General features: G+C 52.1%; 16 protein-coding genes and 1 pseudogene. 7 read left to right on the plus strand and 10 right to left on the minus strand.

The genetic code is table 11. From position 1 onward, the window contains the following. Positions 1–4 precede the first annotated feature (4 nt). The 3 genes from selA (at position 5) to exaC (ending at position 5,051) form a co-directional block, all read left to right on the plus strand. Positions 5–1,396: an L-seryl-tRNA(Sec) selenium transferase gene (selA, locus tag ACX9GV_RS18560; RefSeq protein WP_473196488.1), complete on the plus strand. Its 1,392-nt coding sequence runs from the start codon at positions 5–7 to the stop codon at positions 1,394–1,396. After that, positions 1,393–3,234, plus strand: a complete 1,842-nt coding sequence (gene selB / locus ACX9GV_RS18565) for a selenocysteine-specific translation elongation factor (RefSeq protein WP_473196489.1) — start codon at positions 1,393–1,395, stop codon at positions 3,232–3,234. The genes selA and selB overlap by 4 nt, the downstream gene beginning before the upstream one ends. Before the next feature lie 278 nt (positions 3,235–3,512). Beyond that, positions 3,513–5,051 carry an acetaldehyde dehydrogenase ExaC gene (exaC, locus tag ACX9GV_RS18570; protein ID WP_473196490.1) on the plus strand — a complete coding sequence of 513 codons (1,539 nt, stop codon included), beginning with the start codon at positions 3,513–3,515 and terminating at the stop codon, positions 5,049–5,051. A 33-nt stretch (positions 5,052–5,084) separates the two neighbouring features. Here exaC and ACX9GV_RS18575 read toward each other — a convergent pair whose 3' ends face one another. From ACX9GV_RS18575 to xylA, 3 genes and pseudogenes are all read right to left on the minus strand, one after another. Next, the gene (locus ACX9GV_RS18575) at positions 5,085–6,317 is read right to left on the minus strand and encodes an MdfA family multidrug efflux MFS transporter (RefSeq protein WP_473196491.1); all 1,233 of its coding nucleotides are present in this window, start codon (positions 6,315–6,317) and stop codon (positions 5,085–5,087) included. Positions 6,318–6,475: 158 nt separating this feature from the next. Continuing rightward, entirely contained in the window at positions 6,476–7,927 is a 1,452-nt protein-coding gene (xylB, locus tag ACX9GV_RS18580) for a xylulokinase (RefSeq protein ID WP_473196492.1), read from the minus strand. Positions 7,928–7,978: 51 nt separating this feature from the next. Next, positions 7,979–9,297 (minus strand): annotated as a pseudogene (gene xylA, locus ACX9GV_RS18585) (xylose isomerase). 555 nt (positions 9,298–9,852) lie between these two features. On the opposite strand from xylA, the gene xylF reads away from it, so the two are divergent. From xylF to xylR, 4 genes are all read left to right on the plus strand, one after another. Continuing rightward, on the plus strand, positions 9,853–10,848 hold the full coding sequence (gene xylF / locus ACX9GV_RS18590; RefSeq protein WP_473196493.1) for a D-xylose ABC transporter substrate-binding protein: 996 nt from the start codon (positions 9,853–9,855) through the stop codon (positions 10,846–10,848). 33 nt (positions 10,849–10,881) lie between these two features. Then, positions 10,882–12,423 (plus strand): xylose ABC transporter ATP-binding protein, encoded by a 1,542-nt coding sequence (locus ACX9GV_RS18595; protein WP_473196494.1) that lies wholly within the window; start codon positions 10,882–10,884, stop codon positions 12,421–12,423. After that, positions 12,401–13,600, plus strand: a complete 1,200-nt coding sequence (xylH, locus tag ACX9GV_RS18600) for a xylose ABC transporter permease XylH (RefSeq protein ID WP_023490840.1) — start codon at positions 12,401–12,403, stop codon at positions 13,598–13,600. Before ACX9GV_RS18595 ends, xylH begins: the two co-directional genes overlap by 23 nt. 86 nt (positions 13,601–13,686) lie before the next feature. Next, a complete protein-coding gene (gene xylR / locus ACX9GV_RS18605; RefSeq protein WP_473196495.1) occupies positions 13,687–14,865 on the plus strand; it encodes a D-xylose utilization transcriptional activator XylR in 1,179 nt (392 codons plus the stop codon). 137 nt (positions 14,866–15,002) lie between these two features. On the opposite strand, the gene rraA is transcribed toward xylR, so the two are convergent. From rraA to priA, 7 genes are all read right to left on the minus strand, one after another. Continuing rightward, on the minus strand, positions 15,003–15,488 hold the full coding sequence (rraA, locus tag ACX9GV_RS18610; RefSeq protein WP_023490842.1) for a ribonuclease E activity regulator RraA: 486 nt from the start codon (positions 15,486–15,488) through the stop codon (positions 15,003–15,005). A 92-nt stretch (positions 15,489–15,580) separates the two neighbouring features. Next, entirely contained in the window at positions 15,581–16,495 is a 915-nt protein-coding gene (locus tag ACX9GV_RS18615) for a 1,4-dihydroxy-2-naphthoate polyprenyltransferase (RefSeq protein ID WP_023490843.1), read from the minus strand. A 102-nt stretch (positions 16,496–16,597) separates the two neighbouring features. Next, positions 16,598–17,932, minus strand: coding sequence for an HslU--HslV peptidase ATPase subunit (hslU, locus tag ACX9GV_RS18620; RefSeq protein ID WP_473196496.1), 1,335 nt, complete (start codon positions 17,930–17,932; stop codon positions 16,598–16,600). 12 nt (positions 17,933–17,944) lie between these two features. Then, positions 17,945–18,475 carry an ATP-dependent protease subunit HslV gene (gene hslV / locus ACX9GV_RS18625; RefSeq protein WP_023490845.1) on the minus strand — a complete coding sequence of 177 codons (531 nt, stop codon included), beginning with the start codon at positions 18,473–18,475 and terminating at the stop codon, positions 17,945–17,947. A 274-nt stretch (positions 18,476–18,749) separates the two neighbouring features. After that, the gene (ftsN, locus tag ACX9GV_RS18630; protein WP_473196497.1) at positions 18,750–19,670 is read right to left on the minus strand and encodes a cell division protein FtsN; all 921 of its coding nucleotides are present in this window, start codon (positions 19,668–19,670) and stop codon (positions 18,750–18,752) included. A gap of 358 nt (positions 19,671–20,028) precedes the next feature. Next, positions 20,029–21,057 (minus strand): DNA-binding transcriptional regulator CytR, encoded by a 1,029-nt coding sequence (cytR, locus tag ACX9GV_RS18635; RefSeq protein ID WP_473196498.1) that lies wholly within the window; start codon positions 21,055–21,057, stop codon positions 20,029–20,031. A 299-nt stretch (positions 21,058–21,356) separates the two neighbouring features. After that, positions 21,357–23,552: a primosomal protein N' gene (gene priA, locus ACX9GV_RS18640; protein WP_473196499.1), complete on the minus strand. Its 2,196-nt coding sequence runs from the start codon at positions 23,550–23,552 to the stop codon at positions 21,357–21,359. Between the last annotated feature and the right edge of the window lie 152 nt (positions 23,553–23,704).

The following is a 23,704-nucleotide window of genomic DNA, read 5'->3' on the forward strand; positions in this document are numbered from 1 at the left end:
GAGCATGAGCACTGAAACCCAGCAACTCTATAGCCAGTTACCCGCTATCGATCGCTTATTACGCGATCCCGCCATTGAGCCTGTTGTCGCTAAACATGGCCAGACGCTGATCAGCGAATTATTGCGCCAGATGCAAGCACAGGCGCGTGACACCATCAAGACACAACAGCAGATGCCGGCATGGTGTCAGGATTGGCCACAGGCATTGCAGGTGCGCCTGAACCAACAACTGCGTTTGGCGTTGCAACCGGTGTTTAATCTCAGTGGTACCGTACTGCATACCAATCTGGGGCGCGCATTGCTCCCTCAGGTGGCGATTGATGCGGTAGTGAGCACCATGGGGAACGCGGTGACGCTGGAATATGATTTGGATGATGCCGGTCGTGGGCATCGTGATCGCGCTATTGCTGATTTGCTCTGCCAGCTTACCGGGGCGGAAGATGCCTGTATTGTCAATAATAATGCGGCTGCGGTGCTATTGATGTTGGCCGCAGTGGCGCCAGGGCAACAGGTGATAGTGTCGCGCGGTGAATTGGTGGAAATTGGCGGCGCGTTCCGTATCCCAGATGTGATGGGTCAGGCGGGTTGCCAACTGGTGGAAGTGGGCACCACCAATCGCACACATTTGAAAGATTATCGTGCCGCTATCAATGAGCAAACCGGTTTGCTGATGAAGGTACACACCAGTAATTACTGTATTCAAGGGTTTACTGCGGCGGTGGAGGAAAGTGAGCTGGTGGCGTTGGGGCGCGAACAGGGTATTCCTACCGCCACGGATCTGGGGAGTGGTTCGCTGATCGATATGGTGCAATATGGCTTGCCCGCCGAGCCGATGCCACAACGGTTGATTGCCGACGGCGTTGATTTGGTCTCTTTTTCTGGTGACAAGCTGTTGGGGGGGCCACAAGCTGGAATTATCATTGGTAAGAAGGCATTAATTGACCGTTTACAGCAGCATCCGCTCAAGCGTGCATTGCGCGTTGGTAAAATAACCTTGGCGGCATTGGAAGCGACGCTGCGCCTCTATCTGCAGCCGGAGTTATTGGCAGCACATCTGCCGACCTTGCGTCTGCTTACCCGCCCACAATCGGCGATACAGCAAATCGCTGAACGATTGCAGAAGCAATTGGCGCCACGGTTTGCTGGCCGTTTTGAATTACGCTGCGAACCCTGCTGGTCACAGATTGGCAGTGGCTCCTTGCCGGTGGATCGTTTGCCGAGCTATGCCTTGACCTTTACCCCACTTGATGGCCGGGGAGCAACCTTGGAAAGCCTGGCACAGCAGTGGCGCAGCCTGCCACAACCGGTGATTGGTCGCTTAAAGGATGGCAAGCTATGGCTTGATCTGCGTTGCCTGGAACAGGAAGAGGCACTACTTGAGGCCTTAAACCGATGATTATTGCTACCGCTGGTCACGTTGACCATGGCAAAACCACCCTGCTACAGGCGATCACCGGCATTAATGCCGACCGCCTGCCGGAAGAAAAACGCCGAGGTATGACAATTGACCTTGGCTACGCCTATTGGCCACAGCCAGATGGTCAGGTACTCGGTTTTATTGATGTTCCCGGCCATGAGAAGTTTCTTGCCAATATGTTGGCAGGTATTGGTGGGATTGATCATGCCCTGCTGGTGGTGGCTTGTGATGATGGCGTGATGGCGCAAACTCGCGAACACTTGGCGATCCTGCGTTTAAGCGGCAGGGTGCAATTAACGGTGGTTCTGACCAAGGCTGACCGGGTAGATCCGCAGCAACTCGCACAAGTACAGGCCCAGGTGCAGGCTGAGCTGGCACAACAGGGCTGGCATGATACCCCGCTGTTTATTACTGCGGCGACGCAGAATGAGGGTATCGACGCCTTGCGTCAGCACCTGTTGGCACTACAATCCACCGAACATTGGCGAAGCCGCCGTTTTCGTTTGGCGGTGGATCGGGCGTTCAGTGTCAAAGGGGCCGGGTTGGTGGTCACCGGTACGGCACTGGGGGGGCGTGTCGCGTTAGGTGACAGCTTATGGTTGACCGGTGCAGAAGCGCCAGTTCGGGTGCGCGGGTTGCACGCACAGAATCAAGTGGTGGAGCAGGCATTTGCCGGGCAACGTATTGCGTTGAATATCAGCGGTGATGTCAGCAAAGAGCAGCTAACGCGCGGTGATTGGTTGCTGGAACAACGCCCCACTATGCCAGCCGAGCGTATTCTGGTGGAGATTGACGCTGATGCGCCGTTACAACATTGGCAGCCACTGCATATTCATCATGCTGCCAGCCATATCACGGGGCGTATTGCGCTGTTAACCGGCAATCTGGCGGAATTGATCCTTGATCGTCCACTCTGGCTGGTGGAAAACGATCGTCTGGTACTGCGTGATATCGGTGCCCGGCAAACCTTGGCTGCGGCTCGGGTGTTGTTGCTCTCATCCCCGAAACGGGGCAAACGCCAGCCCGCGTATCTGGCTTGGCTGGCTGAACTGGCCCAAGCGCCAAGCGATGAGCAAGTATTGCGTTTGCGTCTGCCTGGTGGGGCGTTGGATTTGGCTGCCTTCGCCTGGGCTCGGCAATTGACTGATGACGGCTTACGCGGGTTGTTGGCGAATTCAGAATTGTTGATTGCCGGTCAAATGGCGTTGGCTCCTGCCATTGTGCAGGAAAAAGAACAGAAATTGTTGCAGGTATTGGCTGAATACCATCAACAACATAGTGACCAATTAGGTTTGGGGCGTGCCCGCTTGCGCCGTATGGCATTACCGACGCTGGATGAAGCGCTGGTATTTATGATTATTGATCGGTTGCTGGCTGCGGGTGCGCTGCGTAATACGCGTGGTTGGTTGCATCTCCCTGAGCATGGTTTAGCGTTCAGTAGTGAGCAGCAAGCACTTTGGGCCCGAATTGTCCCCCTGCTGGGTGAAGACCCTTGGTGGGTGCGGGATTTGGCATCCTCATTGGGTGAAGATGAGAGCCAGATCCGCACTACATTACGTAAAGCGGCCCAGCTTGGCCATGTGGCCGCCGTGGTGGTGGACCGCTACTATCCAAGCCAACGTATTGAACAGTTTGCCGCCTTGATTCGTGAGCTGAATACTGCTCAAGGTGGGGCCACCGCCGCTGATTTCCGTGATCAATTGGGCGTGGGGCGTAAGCTGGCGATCCAGGTGTTGGAATTCTTCGATCGCAGTGGCTTTACGCGCCGCAAAGGGGACCAGCATTTACTGCGCGATAGCGGCTTGTTTGGCGGGTGAACCCATCCGGCAGCGAATTTAAACTGTGACCTTCTTCGCGCCTTTGATGCTAATTTCGTCATGTTGGGCGCTCTTCACCTATCCTTAAGATAGAGATCTTCTCCCAAATTCTGCTTTTTATATTTCCCTTCGTCATCCAGGTTGCAGGGTATCGGTACCTTTACTGCCTGCAACCGGAATGAGCTTGGGTATGCACATTCAATTAGCGGTCAATTGGCCGTGAACGAGCTTACTGTCTGTGGGCGGTAAGGTCATTGCTGCGTATTAAGGAGATAGAAATGGCAGATACCACGAAGACAAGTCACATCACACCTGAAAATACCGGTTCCCCGCTGAAATTAAAAAAACGTTATGACAACTTTATCGGGGGGGCTTGGGTAGCACCCGTGCAGGGGGAGTATTACACCAACCTGACACCGGTCACCGGGCAACCATTGTGTGAGGTGGCAAGCTCTTCTGCGCAAGATATTGAACTGGCACTGGATGCAGCTCACGATGCCAAAGCAGCCTGGGGCAAAATGTCGGTACAGGGGCGCGCTAATTTACTCAACCGGGTAGCTGACCGTATGGAGCAGAACCTCCATTTGCTGGCCACCGCAGAAACCTGGGACAACGGGAAACCGATTCGCGAAACCGAGAATGCCGATGTGCCGCTGGCGATTGACCATTTCCGCTATTTTGCTGCCTGTGTGCGTGCGCAGGAGGGCGGCATCAGTGAGATAGATTCTGAAACGGTCGCTTACCATTTCCATGAGCCACTTGGGGTAGTGGCGCAAATTATCCCTTGGAACTTCCCGCTGCTGATGGCTTGTTGGAAGATGGCCCCGGCGTTGGCGGCAGGTAACTGCATTGTGCTTAAACCGGCCAAACTGACCCCACTGTCGGTGCTGGTGTTAATGGAACTGATTCAGGATATTTTACCGCCGGGCGTGATCAACGTGGTCAATGGGGCCGGAGGCGAGATCGGCGAGTATCTGGCAACCTCTAAACGTATCGCCAAAGTCGCCTTTACCGGTTCCACGGAGGTGGGGCGCCAAATTATGGGCTATGCGACCCAGAATATCATCCCCGTGACGTTAGAGCTGGGGGGCAAATCCCCTAACATTTTCTTTGCCGACGTGATGGATAAAGAAGATGCCTATTTTGATAAGGCGCTGGAAGGATTCGCGCTGTTTGCCTTCAATCAGGGGGAGGTTTGTACTTGCCCGAGCCGTGCTTTGGTGCAGGAGTCAATCTATGAGCGCTTTATGGAGCGGGCGATCAAACGCGTAGAGAGCATCCGTACCGGGAACCCGCTGGATGCCACTACTCAGATGGGGGCGCAAGTCTCTGAAGGGCAGATGAAGACCATCCTTAATTATATTGATATTGGCAAGCAAGAGGGGGCGAAGGTGCTAACCGGTGGCCGCCGTAAAGTACTGGATGGCGGGCTGGGTGCCGGCTATTACCTGGAGCCGACGATTTTGTTCGGCAAAAACAGTATGCGGGTATTCCAGGAGGAGATTTTTGGCCCGGTATTGGCCGTGACCACGTTTAAGGATATGGATGAAGCGCTGGCGCTGGCAAACGATAGTGACTACGGCCTGGGGGCTGGGGTATGGAGCCGTAATGGTAATATTGCCTACCATATGGGGCGCAATATCCAGGCCGGGCGTGTCTGGACTAACTGTTATCACGCCTATCCGGCCCATGCGGCATTTGGGGGTTATAAACAGTCAGGAATTGGCCGTGAAACCCACAAGATGATGCTGGAACACTATCAGCAGACCAAATGTTTGTTAGTGAGTTACTCGGAAAAACCACTCGGTCTGTTTTAATCTCGAGGGCAGGGGCACCGCGTGCCCCTGTGTTCACTCAGACAGCGGTACTACTCCCTGGTGTTTCTTGAGGAACAGCACAACCAGCAGCAACCAGCACAAACCGCTGAGCAGATTAAACAGGTTAAATAGCCCGTTCCCTCCCCAGACATAAGCGAATTTAGCCAGTTCGATGCCGATGGTGAATATCGCCATACTCAACATCCCCATCGCGGCGGACACCGCCCCTTTACTGATATCGCTGGAGAAGAGCGTCAAGCGGTATAATCCGGCATTAGCCAGGCCAATACCGTATGCATAAAAGCTCAGTCCGGCGGTCATCCAGAGATAGCTATGAGCAGAAAATAGTGTCGCTGATGCGGCAATCAACAACCCCAAGACCATCGGCCAGGCACCGAGTTTAATCGGTTGTTCAATACTGTATTTGCCTGCCAACCGTGCCAGGGTCAGGTTACCGAGGATCAGCGCGCCAAATATCGGGATCTGTAATAGTGCATAGTTTAAGGTGGAAAGCGACTCACCACTGATCAGGATCACTGGCGACTGCGCAATCCAGGTCAACAGCGGCAAACTGGCAAAACCAATCGCCAGTGAACCGCAGAGAAAACGGCGATTTGCCAGGATTTGGCGATAATCGCGCCACAGGTTGGCGGCAGAAAAGCGTTCTCCCCGTAGGGTGGCGGTTTCCGGCATGGCTTTCCACAAGCCAACAAAGGCAATGGCCGCCAAGAGGGCAAAGAGCACAAACATGCTTTGCCAAGGGGCGATATCGATCCATGCTGCACCGGCTAACGGCCCAAGTAACGGGGCTATCAAGGCCACATTGGCCATTAGCGCGGTGATTTTGATACAGACCGACTCTTCAAATGACTCCTGAATGGCGGCATAGCCGACGGCACCAATAAAGCACAGCCCAATCCCTTGCAGGAAGCGCATGATAAGAAACTGCTCGATGTTGGTGACCAGCAAAATAGCCAGGCAGGCAACGATAAAGAACGCTATCCCAGCCAGCATTACCGGGCGGCGACCACGGCGATCTGATAGCGGGCCAAGCAGCCACTGCAGGAAAATACCCCCAGCCAGATAAGCGGTCATTGACGTGGGAACCCACTCAGCACTGGCATTGAGATCGGCAACCACCGTCAACATGCCCGGTTGGATCATATCGTTGGCAATATAGGTGGTGAATTCGAACAGCACCAGACAGAGTGGGAATAACAGCGCCTGTCGGCCAAGACGCACCGCAGAAGGTAATGACTTTTTCATTTTTATTTTACTGACAACAAGGGGAAATTAGGAACTGCCAAGGCAAGGATAAGCCATCAGAGCGAGTTATGGCGGCTATTCTGCCGCCAATTATTCACCTTGGCAATGATTGTTTAAGGCGTTGCGGTGACAACGCCAAGGGTTTTAGCGGTAAGAGATTACATTAGCGGTTGCAGGCAGCGATACAACTCACGGAAGGTAGCCCGTTGCTTGGTATAGTACTGGTGCCGCTCAGCATTGGGTTTATGTACCTGCTCCAGTGGTAATTGCGGTAATAGTGCGCTTAATGGCTGCTCGGGGTTGAGGGCAATCTGGGCCAGGCGAGCGGCCCCCAACGCTGGGCCGACATCCCCCCCGGTACGGTATTCCAACTGTTGACCGCTGATATCCGCCAGCATCTGCCGCCAGAATGGGCTACGTGCCCCACCACCAATCAAGGTGATTGATGAAGGCTGCAGACCACTGGCATGCAGCACGTCCATACCGTCAGCCAGGGCAAACCCCACCCCTTCCAGCACCGCACGCGCCAAGTCATTGGGGCCATGTTGGTGAGTCAACCCCCAGAAGGCACCTTTGGCATTGGGGTTGTTATGGGGGGTACGTTCACCGGACAGATAGGGCAAGAACCACAGTGGCGCGGCCGCTGGTGTCGCCTGCTCAACGTTGCGTAGTAAAGTGGCGACACTGTCCACATTGGTGAGCTGGCAAGCCCAATCCAGACAAGCGGCGGCGCTGAGTATCACCGACATCAGATGCCAGGTTTGCGGTAAGGCATGACAAAAACTGTGTACTGCGCGCGCTGGATTACTGAGAAAACCGTCACTAACGGCAAAATAAACCCCAGAGGTTCCCAGTGACAACATGGCTTGCCCGGCTTGATATAAACCGACACCCACAGCACCGGCCGCATTGTCACCGCCACCCGCCACCACCGGTACCGATGGTATGCCCCAACGCTGAGCCAGTTGGCTATGTACCCGGCCAGTGATCTGGTTACCTTCAAACAGTGTGGGCATTTGTCTGCGGGTTAACCCACAGGCATTGAGCAGCGTATCGTCCCAGTCACGTTGGGAGACGTTCAACCACAGGGTGCCAGCCGCATCGGACATATCGCTGGCAAACTCGCCAGTGATGCACCAACGCAGATAATCTTTCGGCAATAACACCTTGTCGATTTGGTTGAAGAGTTGTGGCTCGTTTTCTTTTACCCATAGGAGCTTCGGAGCGGTAAACCCCGGCATCATCAAATTACCGGTAATGTCCCGCGAATTAGGAACCGCTTGCTCCAGAGTTTGGCACTGGGCAAAGCTACGACCATCGTTCCACAGGATCGCCGGACGCAGTACCTGTTGTTGTTTATCTAATAAGGTTGCGCCATGCATTTGGCCGGTCAGGCCAATGGCTTTAACTGCTTGCAGATTATGTTGCTTGCCTAATGCCAGCATGGCGCGGTCAGTGGCCTGCCACCAATCTTCAGGGGATTGTTCAGACCATAAGGGGTGAGGGCGTGAGATAGGTAAGGGTTCACTATGGCTGGCCAGCAACTGGCCTTGTTCCCCGAGCAGGATGATTTTTACGCCGGAAGTGCCGAGATCGATACCAATATACATAAGCACGAGTCCTTTAAGGCGCGGCGATTGAGGCCACCGCGCAACAGTGAGTTAGCCGAACAAGTAACGGTTCACCAGGTTCTCCAGTTTTTCCTGCTGCCCACTGGCATGCTGGGGGGCCAAGGTCTGTTGTTCAGCGTACTGTGCCAACTCAGCAAGTGACAACTTACCTTGCAGGATTTGCTGGCCCAATTCGCCATTCCAACCCGCATAACGTTTTGCCACCAACTGGTGTAGCTTGCCGTCTTCGATCATCCGGGCTGCCACCTTCAATGCCAGTGCCATGGTATCCATTGCCCCAATATGACCATAGAACAGGTCATATTTATCGGTGCTTTGACGGCGCACTTTGGCATCAAAGTTGAGTCCCCCAGTGGTAAAGCCGCCCGCTTTGAGGATTTCAAACATCACTAGCGCATTCTCTTCTACGCTATTTGGGAACTGGTCGGTGTCCCAACCCAGTTGTGCGTCGCCACGGTTGGCATCCACCGAGCCAAAAATCCCCAATGCGATGGCAGTTGCTATTTCGTGGTGGAAAGAGTGACCTGCCAGCGTGGCGTGGTTGGCTTCAATGTTCACTTTGATCTCTTTTTCCAAACCGAACTGCTTGAGGAAGCCGTAGACGGTAGCGACATCATAATCATATTGATGCTTGGTTGGCTCCTGGGGTTTAGGTTCGATCAACAGTGTGCCTTGGAAGCCAATTTTATGCTTATGCTCAACCACCATCTGCATAAAGCGGCCAATCTGTTCGCGCTCCTGGCGCAGATCGGTATTGAGCAATGTTTCATAGCCTTCACGCCCTCCCCACAGCACATAGTTTTCCCCCCCAAACGCTGAGTGGCGTTCATGGCGGTGAATACCTGGGTCGCCGCCCAACTGAAGACTTCAGGATCTGGATTGGTCGCGGCACCTGCACCATAGCGCGGATGGGTGAAGCAGTTAGCGGTGCCCCAGAGCAGTTTCACCCCACTACTTTGCTGTTTCTCCGCCAACACGTCGGTCATAATGGCAAAGTTGTTCAGGTACTCTTTCAGTGTCGCCCCTTCCGGTGAAACGTCGATATCATGGAAGCAGTAGTAAGGCACATTCAGCTTATGGAAAAACTCAAAAGCGACATCAGCTTTGCGTTTGGCTAATGCCAAGGCCTCCCCGGATTGCTGCCAGGGGCGATCAAAAGTTCCTTTACCAAACATGTCTACACCATTCCAGCAGAAAGTATGCCAGTAGCAAGCAGCAAATCGCAGATGGTCAGCCATGCGTTTACCCAAGATGATTTCGTCGGGATTGTAGTGGCGGAATGCTAATGGATTGGTGCTATTGGTACCTTCGTAACGAACTCGTTCAAGCTGATCAAAATAGGATTGCATGAGTGACTCCTTGCTAACAATGCCCAGTACCCGTCCTCAATGAAGCTGCAGCGGTGTTGACTACGCTCTTTCACCCTAGTCACATAGTTATCTATGCTCCTAGGGCTTCACTCGCTTGCCGCCTACCTGCAACTTCATTGAATTTGAGTATAAAAGGGGCGGGATGCGTTAATCTTCAGAGTAATTAATGCAATGCTCAATTACGTTATTTCACACTTAAATTCACAGAATTATTAAATGTGCGCAGGATCTCATTATTGCTTCAATTGATGCTATTAACCCTTGGGGCTGGCTGCCTCGTTATTTCACCGCATAGAGCTCGATGGGTTTGTCACTGACGGCTTGTAGTTTGCATGAGTATAAAACATGATCGCTATCATAAATTTAACATTAAACCAAAAATCATAATTGGCCGATAAAAATCTGTAATTGCTGAATACACCATAAGTGATAACAATCCATGGGAAGTTTCGTAATTTATCCCGTTTCCTTTCAATTTATGTTGTCTGAAAGTGAGCGGAACACTATTTCCCTACACAACTAAAGGGTTATAAGATGAAATTCAAATCACTTCTTCTTTCTGCTTGTACACTTCTGCTGTTAGCCAGCCAAATGGGATACAGCAAAGAGATTAAAATCGGTATGTCCATTGATGATCTACGTTTAGAGCGCTGGCAAAAAGATCGCGATATTTTTGTAAAAAAAGCCGAGTCGCTGGGGGCGAATGTATTTGTCCAATCTGCCAATGGCAATGAAGAGACCCAGATGGCGCAGATCGAAAATATGATCAACCGTGGTGTCGATGTACTGGTGATTATTCCTTATAACGGCCAGGTGTTGAGTAATGTGATCAGTGAGGCAAAGCGTGAAGGGATCAAGGTTCTGGCTTATGACCGCATGATTAACAACGCGGATATCGATTTTTATATCTCGTTCGATAATGAAAAAGTGGGCGAGATGCAGGCTCAAAGTCTGGTGCAACGGGTACCGCAGGGTAACTATTTCCTGATGGGCGGTTCGCCGGTAGACAATAACGCCAAGCTGTTCCGCAAGGGGCAAATGACGGTACTACAACCTTTAATCGACAGTGGGAAAATCAAAATTGTCGGTGATCAGTGGGCCGACGGCTGGCTGCCAGAAAATGCGCTGAAGATTATGGAAAACGCCCTGACCGCCAACAATAATCATATTGATGCGGTGGTTGCTTCTAACGATGCGACGGCCGGTGGTGCTATTCAGGCTCTGGCTGCACAAGGGTTGGCAGGTAAGGTGGTTATTTCTGGTCAGGATGCTGATTTGGCGGCGGTAAAACGTATAGTGGCAGGCACACAAACGATGACGGTGTATAAACCGATCAGCAAATTGGCGAATGAGGCGGCAGATATCGCGGTACAACTGGGTAAAGGGGAACAACCTAAATCCAACGCCCAATTAAATAATGGCAATAAAGAGGTCCCAGCCTGGTTATTAACACCGGTTCAGGTGGATAAATCTAATATTGACAGCACTATTATTGCCGATGGCTTTCATAAGAAATCCGATATTAATTAGTTCCTGGCAAACCCGTCGTGGGGGGAGTAAATAATGCCCTGCCTGTTAGAAATGAGAAATATCACTAAACAATTCGGTGCAGTGAAAGCGGTAGATAATATCAGCCTGCAATTAGAGGCAGGCCAGGTATTATCTTTATGTGGTGAAAATGGCTCAGGAAAATCAACGTTGATGAAAGTGCTGTGCGGAATATATCCGCACGGCAGTTATCAAGGGGACATTTATTTTTCCGGCGACCTTATCACCGCGAAAACCATTCGTGACACCGAGCAGAAAGGGATTGCCATCATTCACCAGGAGTTGGCCTTGGTGAAACAGATGACGGTGTTGGAGAACATGTTTCTCGGTAACGAGTGGGGCCGTTTTGGGTTGATGGATTACGACGGGATGTATCTGCGTTGTCAACGTATGTTGGCACAGGTCAAGCTGGAGGTTGATCCCAATACCCGGGTGGGTGAGCTGGGGTTAGGGCAGCAGCAACTGGTGGAGATTGCCAAAGCCTTGAACAAACAGGTGCGTTTGCTGGTGCTGGATGAACCCACCGCGTCATTAACCGAAAGTGAAACCGCCACATTGCTGACGATCATTGCCGACCTGCGTGATCACGGTATTGCCTGCATTTATATCTCACACAAACTTAACGAAGTGAAAGCCATCTCCGACGCTATCTGTGTGATCCGGGATGGTAAGCATATCGGTACTCGGCAAGCGGTTGGAATGAGTGAAGACGAGATCATTGCCATGATGGTGGGCCGTGAGCTGACCGAACTCTATCCACAGGAGCCCCATACCATTGGTGAGGTGGTCCTGCAGGTGGAAAACCTGACCGCCTGGCATCCGGTTAACCGACATATTCGCCGGGTAGACAATGTGTCCTTCACTCTGCGGCGTGGCGAGATCCTCGGTGTGGCCGGGTTGGTGGGGTCTGGGCGTACTGAAACCATGCAGTGTCTGTTTGGTGTTTACCCGGGGCGTTGGCAGGGCAGCATCACCATTGAGGGGCAAGTGGCGACCATTAATCACTGCCGTCAGGCGATGGGCTATGGCATCGCGATGGTGCCGGAAGATCGCAAACGTGATGGCATTGTGCCGGTGATGGGGGTGGGCGCCAATATGACACTGGCGGCACTGGATGATTTTAGCGGGGCCTTGACGGTGCTCGATGATGCGCAGGAACAGGCCACCATTCAGCAATCATTAGCACGATTACGGGTAAAAACTTCATCCCCGGAATTGGCCATTGCCCGGTTGAGCGGGGGCAATCAGCAAAAAGCGATTTTGGCGAAGTGCCTGTTGCTGAACCCGAAAATCCTCATTTTGGATGAGCCGACGCGTGGCATTGATATTGGTGCCAAGCAGGAAATTTATAAGTTAATCAATCAACTGGTACAACAAGGGATTGCCGTGATTGTGGTTTCTTCCGAATTACCGGAAGTATTGGGATTAAGCGATCGGGTGCTGGTGATGCACCAAGGGCAGATCAAAGCCGATTTGGTGAACCGAAATCTGACCCAGGAACAAGTCATGGAAGCGGCCTTGAGGAGTGAAACATATGTCGAAAAGCACGCAATCTGAAGCAAGTTTACCGCCGATGGTGCAGGAAAATAGGGTGCAGAAAAAGCCTTTGCTGGGGCTAAAAAGCGTCAATCTGCAAGTGTTCGTGATGTTGGCGGCGATGGTCGTCATCATGTTGTTTTTTACCTTTACCACCGAAGGGGCCTATCTCAGTGCCCGTAATATCTCTAACTTGCTACGCCAGACGGCGATCACCGGCATTCTGGCGGTGGGCATGGTATTTGTGATTATTTCGGCAGAGATTGACCTTTCCGTGGGTTCAATGATGGGGCTATTGGGCGGGGCGGCGGCGATATTTGACGTTTGGTTTGGTTGGCCATTGCCATTGACCATTGTGGTTACGCTGTTGGCTGGGGTGCTGCTGGGGGCCTGGAATGGCTGGTGGGTGGCCTATCGCAAGGTACCGTCGTTTATTGTCACGCTGGCGGGGATGCTGGCTTTTCGGGGCATCCTGATTGGGATTACCAATGGCACTACGGTCTCCCCCACCAGCAATGCCATGTCGCAGATTGGTCAGAGCTATTTACCCAATGGGGTAGGGTTTGGTATCGGTGCTGTCGGGTTGATGCTGTTTGTTACCTGGCAGTGGCGGCGGCGCAGTAAACGCGCACAGTTGGGTTTACCGGTCACCACCGTTAATGGTGATGTGACTCGGCAGAGCATCATGGCTGTATTGGTGCTAGGGGCTATCTATCTGCTAAATGATTACCGCGGTGTGCCAACGCCAGTGCTGATCCTGGTGGCACTGATGCTGGCGGGGATTTTTATGGCAACGCGTACTGCTTTTGGCCGGCGGATTTATGCCATCGGTGGCAATATTGATGCGGCGCGGCTTTCTGGTGTTAACGTAGAGCGCACCAAACTGGCCGTATTTGCGATTAATGGCCTGATGGTGGCGATTGCCGGGTTGATCCTCAGTTCACGTTTGGGGGCCGGTTCCCCTTCTGCGGGCAACATTGCCGAATTGGACGCCATCGCCGCCTGCGTGATCGGGGGGACCAGCTTGGCCGGGGGCGTCGGCAGTGTGGCCGGGGCGGTGATGGGGGCATTTATTATGGCTTCCCTCGATAATGGTATGAGTATGCTGGATGTACCGACGTTCTGGCAGTACATCGTCAAGGGGGCAATTCTGTTACTGGCTGTCTGGATGGATTCGGCCACTAAACGTCGGGTATAGCGGCTACTTCACGATTGTGGTGGCATTTTTCCTGCTCTTTGTCAGGTTGTGCCATGCAGAGAGCGGGTATATTTCTAGGGAAGCCCATGTTCAAGAAACGCTACCGTATTACTCTGCTGTTCAATGCCAATAAAGTGTATGACCGCCAGGTGGTGGAGGGGGTTGGGGAGTATTTGCAGGCATCACAAAGTGACTGGGATATTTTTATCGAAGAGGATTTTCGTTGCCGTATCGATAATATCAAAGATTGCTTAGGAGATGGCGTCATCGCTGATTTTGATGATCGGAAGATTGAGCAATCGTTACACAACGTCAATGTGCCGATTGTCGGTGTTGGCGGGTCTTACAATCGCCAACAGGATTACCCGCCAGTGCATTACATTGCCACCGATAACAACGCCCTGGTGGAAGCGGCGTTTATGCATCTGAAAGAGAAGGGGTTGAACCGCTTCGCCTTCTATGGTTTGCCGGTCGCCGTGGGCAAACGTTGGGCACAAGAGCGTGAGTATGCCTTCCGCCAGTTGGTAGCGGCAGAACAGTATCAAGGGGTGGTGTATCAAGGGATGGAAACGGCCCCTGAAAACTGGCAATACGCGCAGAACCGGTTGGCGGACTGGGTACAAACACTGCCTCAGCAAACCGGGATTATTGCAGTGACTGATGCACGCGCACGCCATCTGCTGCAGGTGTGCGAGCATTTGGATATACCGGTGCCAGAAAAACTCTGTGTGATTGGTATCGATAACGAAGAGTTGACCCGTTACCTCTCACGGGTGGCACTCTCTTCGGTGGTGCAGGGAACCCGGCAGATGGGTTACCGGGCTGCCAAGTTATTGCATCAGCTCCTTGATCAGCGGCAACTGCCATTGCAACGGATCCTGGTGCCACCGGTGAAGGTTATCGCGCGGCGTTCTACCGATTTCCGCTCCTTGCGTGACCCGGCGGTGATCCAGGCGATGCACTATATTCGTTACCACGCCTGCAAAGGGATCAAGGTGGAACAGGTGCTGGATGCCGTGGGCATGTCGCGCTCTAATCTGGAAAAACGCTTCAAAGATGAAACCGGCCAAACCATCCATAATGTGATTCATGAAGAGAAACTGGACCGCGCCCGCAATTTGCTCACCGCCACCTCGTTGTCAATCAACGAAATTTCACAAATGTGCGGTTACCCTTCGCTACAGTATTTCTATTCTGTATTTAAGAAAGGCTATGACATGACGCCGAAGGAGCACCGAGATCGCTATGGTGAAGTGGGATATTGAAGGTTCACCCAGTGTATTCTGGGATCAAGGTCTGGCGTGATAGGTTTAATAGCCACTATGACTCAAGTTGCCACTTGCCAGCAACTTGAGTGAGTGTAATGAACCTGGCCAGCATGGTACTAACCACCCTTCGTTGGTTACTCGATATCGAGCGGATCTTCAGAAAGGATGATGCCGGTATTATCAGCGTAGAGATGGTCGCCAGAGAAGAAAGTGACACCGCCAAAGTTAACGCGGATATCGCTCTCACCAATGCCATCACTGGCTGCACCTGCAGGAATAGCGGCCATGGCTTGAATACCAATGTCCAACTCGGATAAGTCGTCCACCTGGCGTACCGCACCATAAACCACGATACCTTCCCAGGCGTTCTGAACCGCCAGACGAGCCAATTCCGCATTGATTAATGCACGGCGTACTGAGCCGCCACCATCAATCAACAACACACGACCAAGACCATTTTCTTCGAGCAGTTCAAACAACAGGCCGTTATCCTCAAAGCATTTCACGGTAGTAATTTGACCGCCAAATGAAGTACGCCCGCCAAAATTAGAGAACAGAGGCTCAACTACGTTGACCTCTTCCTGGTAGATATCACAAAGTTCGGAAGTATCGTATTTCATCGTATTTTACGTCGGTTTGCCGCTGGAATAATCAGTATATCCCTTTATTCGCCCTGTTGGCAAAATCATCACGGCATTCAGGTGAATACCCGTTAACTGAGAACCACCCCGATGGCAAATAGCACATTGGCTAACAAGGCGATTTTGACTATCTGCCCCATAAGTGGGCGCATACCTGTGGTTGTAGGGTCACGTAGCACGCGTAGGCCGTGTCGGAATAGAGCCGGAATAGCAAATATAAACAGCCAGCCCCATAAGCTGTGCAAATTAAACAGAGCAAACAAAGCAAAGCACAGCATGGCACCCATTAGTAGTGAAACATAATAGTAACGTGCTTTCTGTGGGCCAAGGTGGACGGCCAGGGTATTTTTACCGTTGGCACGGTCGCTTTCGATATCCCGTAGATTATTGATGTTCAGTACCGCTGTGGCTAATAGTCCGCAGGCGGTTGCTGGCAGCATAACGATGCTGTCGAAGGTGTGCGTTTGCAGATAGTAACTGCCAGCCACACTGAGCCAGCCGAAGAATATCAATACTGAAATATCCCCCAATCCCATATAACCGTAGGGCTTGTTACCAACGGTATAGGCAATGGCAGCAATGATCGCCAACCCACCCAGGATCAGGAATCCCACTACATCACTCAGCGTATCGCAGGCAACGGCAATCAGCCAACTGCCTGAAATAACCACCATAATTACCGTCAGCACCAATGCTCGCTTCATCTGACTTTGGGTAATGATGCCTTTTTGCATACCGCGTAATGGACCAATGCGGTCTTCTTTATCACTACCCTTAATCGCATCACCATAGTCATTGGCCAGGTTGGAGAGTATCTGCAGTAGACCGGCGGTGAGTAGAGCCAACAATGCCACGACCGGTTTCAGGCTATCTTGCCAAGCCGCGATAGCAGAACCAACAACGATGGAGGCAAAGGCCAAGGGTAATGTTCGTGGCCGCAAACTTTCCAGCCAGGCTTTGGCCGATGTAGTGGTTAATAAGCTCATTTTTCACTTCAGTAAGTCAACAGATGATGCCTGATAAAAACAGATGTGGGAGGTTAGACCTCCCACATAGATAACTAGCAGTGCAATAATACAGCAAACTGATTACAGGATAAAACGACTCAGATCTTCATCCGCGACCAGTTCATCCAGGTGACTACGCACATAATCGGCATCAATGGTAAACGATTGGCCATTACTTTCACTGGCATCGAAAGAAATATCCTCCATCAACCGCTCTAGTACCGTGTGTAGACGACGTGCGCCGATATTTTCGGTGCTTTCGTTCACCTGCCAGGCTGCTTCAGCGATACGGCGGATGCCATCGGTGGTGAACTCGATGGTGACACCTTCGGTTGCCATTAAGGCTTTATATTGTTCCGTCAGCGATGCGCTCGGTTCCGTCAGGATGCGTTCAAAATCTTCGCTGGTCAGCGCTTGCAACTCCACACGGATCGGCAGGCGCCCTTGTAATTCCGGGATCAGATCGGCAGGGCTGGCAGTTTGGAATGCACCGGAGGCAATAAACAGAATATGGTCGGTTTTCACCATACCGTGCTTGGTTGACACGGTACAACCTTCCACCAGTGGCAGCAGGTCACGTTGTACTCCTTCACGGGAGACGTCAGGGCCGGAGCTTTGGCCGCTGCGCTTACAGATTTTGTCGATCTCGTCGATAAAGACAATACCATGTTGCTCAACGGCTTCTATCGCTTGCTGTTTTAATTCTTCCGGGCTGACCAACTTGGCGGCTTCTTCTTCCACCAACAGTTTTAAAGCATCCTTGATCTTCAGCTTGCGTGGTTTTTGCTTCTGCCCACCGAGATTCTGGAACATGGATTGCAGTTGGTTGGTCATCTCTTCCATACCCGGCGGTGCCATGATTTCTACCCCGATAGGGGCGCTCGCCAGGTCAATGTCGATCTCTTTATCGTCCAACTGACCTTCACGCAGTTTCTTACGAAATACCTGGCGTGCGGCAGAGGGTTCACTTTGCTCTTCTGACTGACCCCAGTTGTTTTTCGCTGGTGGGATCAGGACATCGAGAATGCGTTCTTCAGCCAGTTCTTCGGCGCGAATGCGGTTTTTTTCGATGGATTGCAGACGTACCATTTTTACCGCAGCATCGGTGAGATCGCGGATGATAGAGTCAACTTCCTTACCCACATAACCTACTTCAGTGAATTTGGTCGCTTCTACTTTGAGGAACGGCGCATTAGCCAATTTGGCCAGGCGACGGGCGATTTCGGTTTTACCGACACCCGTTGGGCCGATCATCAGGATATTTTTCGGGGTCACTTCATGACGCAACATTTCATTCAGTTGCATACGGCGCCAGCGATTACGCAGGGCAATGGCAACAGCACGTTTGGCTTGTTTCTGGCCAATAATGTGACTGTCCAGTTCACTGACGATCTCGCGCGGGGTCATTTCAGACATGTTATTCGATCCTTACGCTTTGGAAGGTAATTCTTCAATAGTGTGGAAATGGTTGGTGTAAATACAGATGTCTCCAGCGATACAGAGAGATTTCTCTACAATTTCGCGGGCGTTCAATTCAGTATTTTCCAACAGTGCGCGAGCAGCCGACTGGGCATAGGGGCCACCGGAACCGATTGCAATCAAATCATTTTCTGGCTGAATCACATCACCGTTACCGGTAATGATCAATGAAGCATTTTCATCTGCAACCGCTAACAGCGCTTCCAGTTTGCGCAGCATACGGTCAGTACGCCAGTCTTTTGCCAGTTCAACTGCGGCTTTCACCAGATGGCCTTGGTGCATCTCCAGCTTGCGCTCGAACAGTTCGAACAGGGTGAAGGCATCAGCGGTTCCGCCAGCGAAACCAGCAATCACTTTATCGTTATATAGGCGGCGAACTTTTTTGACATTACCCTTCATCACGGTATTGCCCAGAGTGGCCTGACCATCGCCCCCGATCACTACCTGGCCATTGCGGCGTACACTTACAATTGTTGTCACGAGCAAACCCTTATTGCCGAGGGAAAAAGCCCCCGTCGCTCTGTGGGAGCAGAAGCGACGGGGAATAATATTGAGAGTATAGACTCGCTGTCATTCAAGTGGCGGGGCCGCTGTAGTGCCAGTGGGGTTCTAATCCGTCTTGAACCATTGACTACCGAGTTGCCACCTGTCTACCAGTTGAATGAACCTGGCCGTACCTCTTGGTTAACCGTGCTGTTCACGGGTAATAAAGGGAGACGACCACCGAATAGAGATGGGGGATGGTTGACATTTTTCAACCCCCAACCGCAAGAGGAATACAATCTGACATCCCCATGCCTTTTAAACGAGCCAGGGCTTTGTCTGCTGCGGCACGGGTACTATATGGCCCAAGCATCACACGGTTCCAGCCACCACCAGCAGTGATACGACTTTCGACACCGCTAAACGCTAATTGTGCTCGTACCGATTCCGCCTGCTCAGTGGCGTGGAATGAGCCACACTGTATCATCCACTTCTGCTTCGACTCAGGCTTGTTGTCCTGCTTGGCGGTTTCTTGTGGCTTGGTTTCTGGTTTCGGTTGTGGCTTCGGTTCCACCTGTCGGGTTTGAGCTGGTGGGGTAACCGGCTTAGGTGGCGTCACCACTGGTTTTGGCTGCTGCACAGGCTGTGGCTGAACCGCACTATCGCCATTGTTGAATGGGTTACGGGGTTGCTGCGTTACCTGTTGTTGTGGTGCTGACTGTTGTGGTGCTGACTGCGGATGTTCAGTGTTGCGCACCTGTGATGGGGCATTGTAAGGCACTTCAGACAACTGCGTTGGCCGCTGCTGCATATCAGCTTGCATTTGCTCGAGCAGTTGGCGCTGTTCATTGGTTATTTGAGTTTTGGAATTCACTTCACCACCGGCGGTTGGCTGGGTGGGTGACTGGACACCAATCTGGCGATTCTCCAGTTCTTTGATGTAACGCCAGCGCTCTTCCGGTTTTGGTGGCAGGCTATTCGCCGGGTGATTCCCATGCGCAGGAATCAGTGGTGCATCCCCTGGTTTGTTATGGGTAATAAAATAGAGGCCACCGATAAAGACAACCAGCAGGGCAACCGCCAGCGTCACCATGGTTTTAGATACTCCCGGGGAATTGCGTCTTTTACGGCTGGGGGCCTTGCGTCGCGCGGGTCCTGAGCGCCCTCGGCCTACATAGTCTCTTTGTGCCACTATAATTCCGCTGTATCCTGATTAAAGTTAAGGCCTATTGGTTTACCGTTATCTTGCAGGCTGTCGCGCGGTGACTGGGTTTATGCCCTTGACTACTCACCAGAGTAGCGGGTTCCGCGTCTGTTTGTTTACCACCGACCTGCAACTTCAATGGGCTGTGTATGTACCCGTTCTACTTCGAATTGCTTGAGTATAGGCTATTTTTCGGTCACTAAAAGGCGACATTCTGCGGGTTTGCCCCACAGGGCTGCGCTGATAAAATGACCGCAACAATCATGCTTAAATCACGCTTAAATCATTCAGACGCCGGTCAGACAGGCGTCTGATTAGTCATGTTACTTAACTCAAAAATATTTGACTAGCATTTAAGAGCGGCGGTGCTGCCTCTGATGATCAATTCACTGTCTAAAAGCCGGGAACCGCTGTTAACCACCTGCCCATGCAATTGTTCCAACAGCAGCAGCATGGCCTGCTGACCAATCTGAAAACGAGGCTGTGCCACTGTCGTCAGGGGTGGGTCACAATACTGTGCCTGTTTTATATCGTCGAAGCCGATAATGGACAAGTCTTGTGGTACCCGCAGACCCATTTTTTTAGCCTGGGAGAGCGCACCAATGGCCATGACATCATTATGGCAAAAGATTGCCGTGGGTGGTTTCGACAGTGCCATCAACGAGGCTAATGCCTGTGCACCTGCCTCATAAGTAAAATCACCACGGGTAATATAACTACTTTCGATATTAATGCCATTGCGGCGTAATGCCTGGATATAGCCCTGTAGCCGATAATGGCTGAGTGGCATCTGCTCTGGCCCGGCGATGCAAGCTATCTGCTTATGGCCCAATTGCTGTAGATAATGTACCGCTTCAAAGGCGGCGGTCAGGTTGTCGATATGAACGGTGGGCAGTTCCAGTTCCGGTGCAAATTCATTGGCCATCACCATCGGTGGGAGATTGCGCTGCTCTTCTTTGCCCGCATCAAAAGGGAGATTGGAGCCAAGCAGCAACATGCCATCAATCTGTTTGGTGATGATCAGATTGACGAAGGTTCTTTCCTGTTGGTTCTGTTGGGCACAATCGCCTATCAGTACCAGATAGCCCTGTTGCACCGCAGTCTGTTCGATTCCCTGGATCACATCGGCAAAAAACGGATCGCAGATATCAGGGACGATGACCAGAATGGTGCGGGACTCATTGCGTTTGATATTACGTGACAGAGTGTGAGGGGAGTAACCTACGGCTAACACAGCCTGTTCTACTTTCTGGCGTGTTGATGTTGAGACCTTTTCCGGGTTCATCAGCGCACGCGACACGGTTGCAGTTGAAACACCGGCCATATCGGCAACGTCCTTCATGGTGGCCATGGGCAATTCTTTCTTGTGTTGCAACGCCTCTCTCCTTGCATTATCCCTAAGTCAACGCAGTTACTTCAGCTATTTCATCAAGCAGGCGTTTGGTGGTGTGACGGTTTGGTCGCGCCATCTACGCTGGGGGCCTTCAGTGACTCATCCCCTCCTGGCATTACTGCTATAGGTTACTTGAATAAACTTGAGTATAAACAGATTACGGTCTGCTTTTATTGCTTAATTTGCATAAAAAGTGTGATACGGGAAGGTTTTCCCGTGTTAGATCGCAAATTGGTAAGATTAACCTCTGCCTTACCCCGCTCAACCTGGTTGTTTTCAACTCAACTATCGCTGGGGTCAACGTCCAACGTCCATTTCACTTTACGTGCTTGTGGCAACGTATCAATCAACGGCAAGGTGTTTTTGAACAACTGCTGTAACAGACGTCGGGAAGGGTGTTGTAACAGTAATTGCCAACGGAAACGGCCCCCACGTTTGGCTTGCAATGCAGGAACCGGGCCCATCACCCACAACGAGTTATCTTTCAGTGGGCTGGCTTCCAGCAGATTGCGTAATTGTTGCAGGAACAGTGGTGCCTGTTGATTGTCGTGATCTTCCGAACGCACGATGATGTGGTTGGTATAGGGGGGCAGGAAGACACTTTGGCGTTCAGCCAACGCTTGCTTGGCAAAAGCATCGTAACCTTGTTGCAGCAGAGTTTGCAGTAACGGATGTTCCGGGTGGTGGGTTTGCAGCAGTACTTCACCCTGCTTGCCTGCTCGCCCGGCGCGGCCGGAAACTTGAGTATAAAGTTGGGCGAAACGCTCGGCGGAACGGAAGTCTGCCGAGAATAGCGCACCATCTACGTCCAGCAGTGCAACCAGTGTGACATCGGGAAAGTGGTGACCTTTTGCCAGCATTTGCGTTCCGATCAGGATGCGCGGACCACCGCGTTGAATATCCGTCAGATGCTGTTCCAGTGAGCCTTTGCGGCTGGTGGTATCGCGATCAATTCGAGTGATGGCGGTTTCCGGGAACAGTGTGACTAGCTCGTGTTCCAACTGTTCCGTGCCCACGCCAATGGCGACCAGATGGGTTGAGCCACATTGTGGGCATTGGTGTGGTACTGGGCGCTGGCTATCGCAGTGGTGGCAGCGTAATTGGCGATGATTCTGGTGGAGGGTGTAGTAATGGTCACAGCGCTGGCATTCGGCGATCCAGCCGCATTCATGACACAATAACGCCGGGGCATATCCGCGTCGGTTAAGAAACAGCATCACCTGATTACCGTTCTTCAGATGGTGCTGCATGCTTTTCAACAGCGGTTGAGAAAGCCCGACTTTCAGTGGTAGGCCTTTCAAATCGATCAGATGCTGGTTAGCGGCTTTAGCATTACCCGCTCGCTGGGTCAATTTGAGTTGGCGATATTTGCCTAATTGTACATTGTGCAGTGTTTCCAACGCCGGTGTTGCCGTGCCCATCACGATGGGGATGCCCTCTTCCCGAGCACGGAATACGGCGAGATCACGCGCGTGATAGCGCCAGCCCTCTTGCTGTTTATAAGAGCTGTCGTGTTCTTCGTCGATGATAACAATGCCAAGCTGAGAAAAGGGGGTGAACAACGCCGAGCGAGTGCCAATAACGATGGCGGTTTCGCCGCTGCGCGCCCTTAGCCACACCGCCAGTCGTTCGCTGTCGTTCAGCCCGGAATGCAGTACGTCCACCGGTGCGTTAAAACGTTCACGAAAGCGGGCAATGGTTTGCGGTGTCAGGCCGATCTCAGGAACCAGTACCAGAGCCTGCCTGCCTTTCGCCAGGATGTTTTCCAACACGCTGAGGTAAACCTCCGTTTTACCGGAGCCGGTGATCCCCGCCAACAACCAGGCGGCAAATTGATCATCTTCACTGCGAATCGCCCCTACGGCGGTGGCTTGCTCGGTATTGAGCCTGAGCCGCTCCCCCAGGACTTTAAAGTTTGGCCGCCAATCTTGTTTCGGTATCACTTGCGCACGTAGCACCGCCAAGTCTTTGACCCGTAGCGCTTGAAGTGCGCTTTCTGTCAGTGCCAATTCATTGATCTGGTGGCGATATATCGGTTGTTGCAGTAGTGCTGCCAGTGCTTGTTGCTGTTTCGGGGCGCGCTTGAGGCTCTCCAGTGGTGTGGCTCGCCCTTGTTCAGTGGCGATCCATTGCCATAGCGGCTCGCTTTCTGCCGGTTTGCCCTGGCGCAGCAGAATGGGTAATGCATGGAACAGCACTTCACCAATGGGGTAATGATAGTATTCACTGGCCCAGAGTAAGATATGCCACAGGCTGGCAGAGAACAGCGAATCGTTGTCTAACAGCGTGTCGATAGACTTGAGCTTCTCCAAGGGCAGTTCGCTGCTTTCGCTATAACCGGTGATAATGCCTATTGCCCGTTGTTTTCCCCAAGGGACACTGACCCGCGCGCCACAGACTGGCTGCTGGCCTGCTGGCAGCAGATAATCAAAGGTGCGGGCAAGAGGAACCGGCAGAGCAACGTGTACAACAGGCATGTGGCTATCCAGAGGGCAAAAGATGCGGGCTAGTTTACACTGTAGGCCGCCAAATGTACGGATCCGATTGCGCAGTATATTTTATTCTGTATAATTTGCCGCCTTTGATATAATTCCATATCAAATATGATGATTAACTACGTGTGGTGTCT

The organism is Serratia sp. 25CWL12 (assembly GCF_055790885.1).

Coding starts and splice junctions, on each gene's coding strand:
- selA (WP_473196488.1), top strand. CDS start 5: ATGAGCACTGAAACCCAGCAACTCTATAGCCAGTTACCCGCTATCGAT.
- xylH (WP_023490840.1), top strand. CDS start 12,401: ATGTCGAAAAGCACGCAATCTGAAGCAAGTTTACCGCCGATGGTGCAG.
- ACX9GV_RS18615 (WP_023490843.1), bottom strand. CDS start 16,495: ATGAGCTTATTAACCACTACATCGGCCAAAGCCTGGCTGGAAAGTTTG.
- xylB (WP_473196492.1), bottom strand. CDS start 7,927: ATGTATATTGGTATCGATCTCGGCACTTCCGGCGTAAAAATCATCCTG.
- ACX9GV_RS18575 (WP_473196491.1), bottom strand. CDS start 6,317: ATGAAAAAGTCATTACCTTCTGCGGTGCGTCTTGGCCGACAGGCGCTG.
- ACX9GV_RS18595 (WP_473196494.1), top strand. CDS start 10,882: ATGCCCTGCCTGTTAGAAATGAGAAATATCACTAAACAATTCGGTGCA.
- xylF (WP_473196493.1), top strand. CDS start 9,853: ATGAAATTCAAATCACTTCTTCTTTCTGCTTGTACACTTCTGCTGTTA.
- rraA (WP_023490842.1), bottom strand. CDS start 15,488: ATGAAATACGATACTTCCGAACTTTGTGATATCTACCAGGAAGAGGTC.
- xylR (WP_473196495.1), top strand. CDS start 13,687: ATGTTCAAGAAACGCTACCGTATTACTCTGCTGTTCAATGCCAATAAA.
- hslU (WP_473196496.1), bottom strand. CDS start 17,932: ATGTCTGAAATGACCCCGCGCGAGATCGTCAGTGAACTGGACAGTCAC.
- selB (WP_473196489.1), top strand. CDS start 1,393: ATGATTATTGCTACCGCTGGTCACGTTGACCATGGCAAAACCACCCTG.
- priA (WP_473196499.1), bottom strand. CDS start 23,552: ATGCCTGTTGTACACGTTGCTCTGCCGGTTCCTCTTGCCCGCACCTTT.
- exaC (WP_473196490.1), top strand. CDS start 3,513: ATGGCAGATACCACGAAGACAAGTCACATCACACCTGAAAATACCGGT.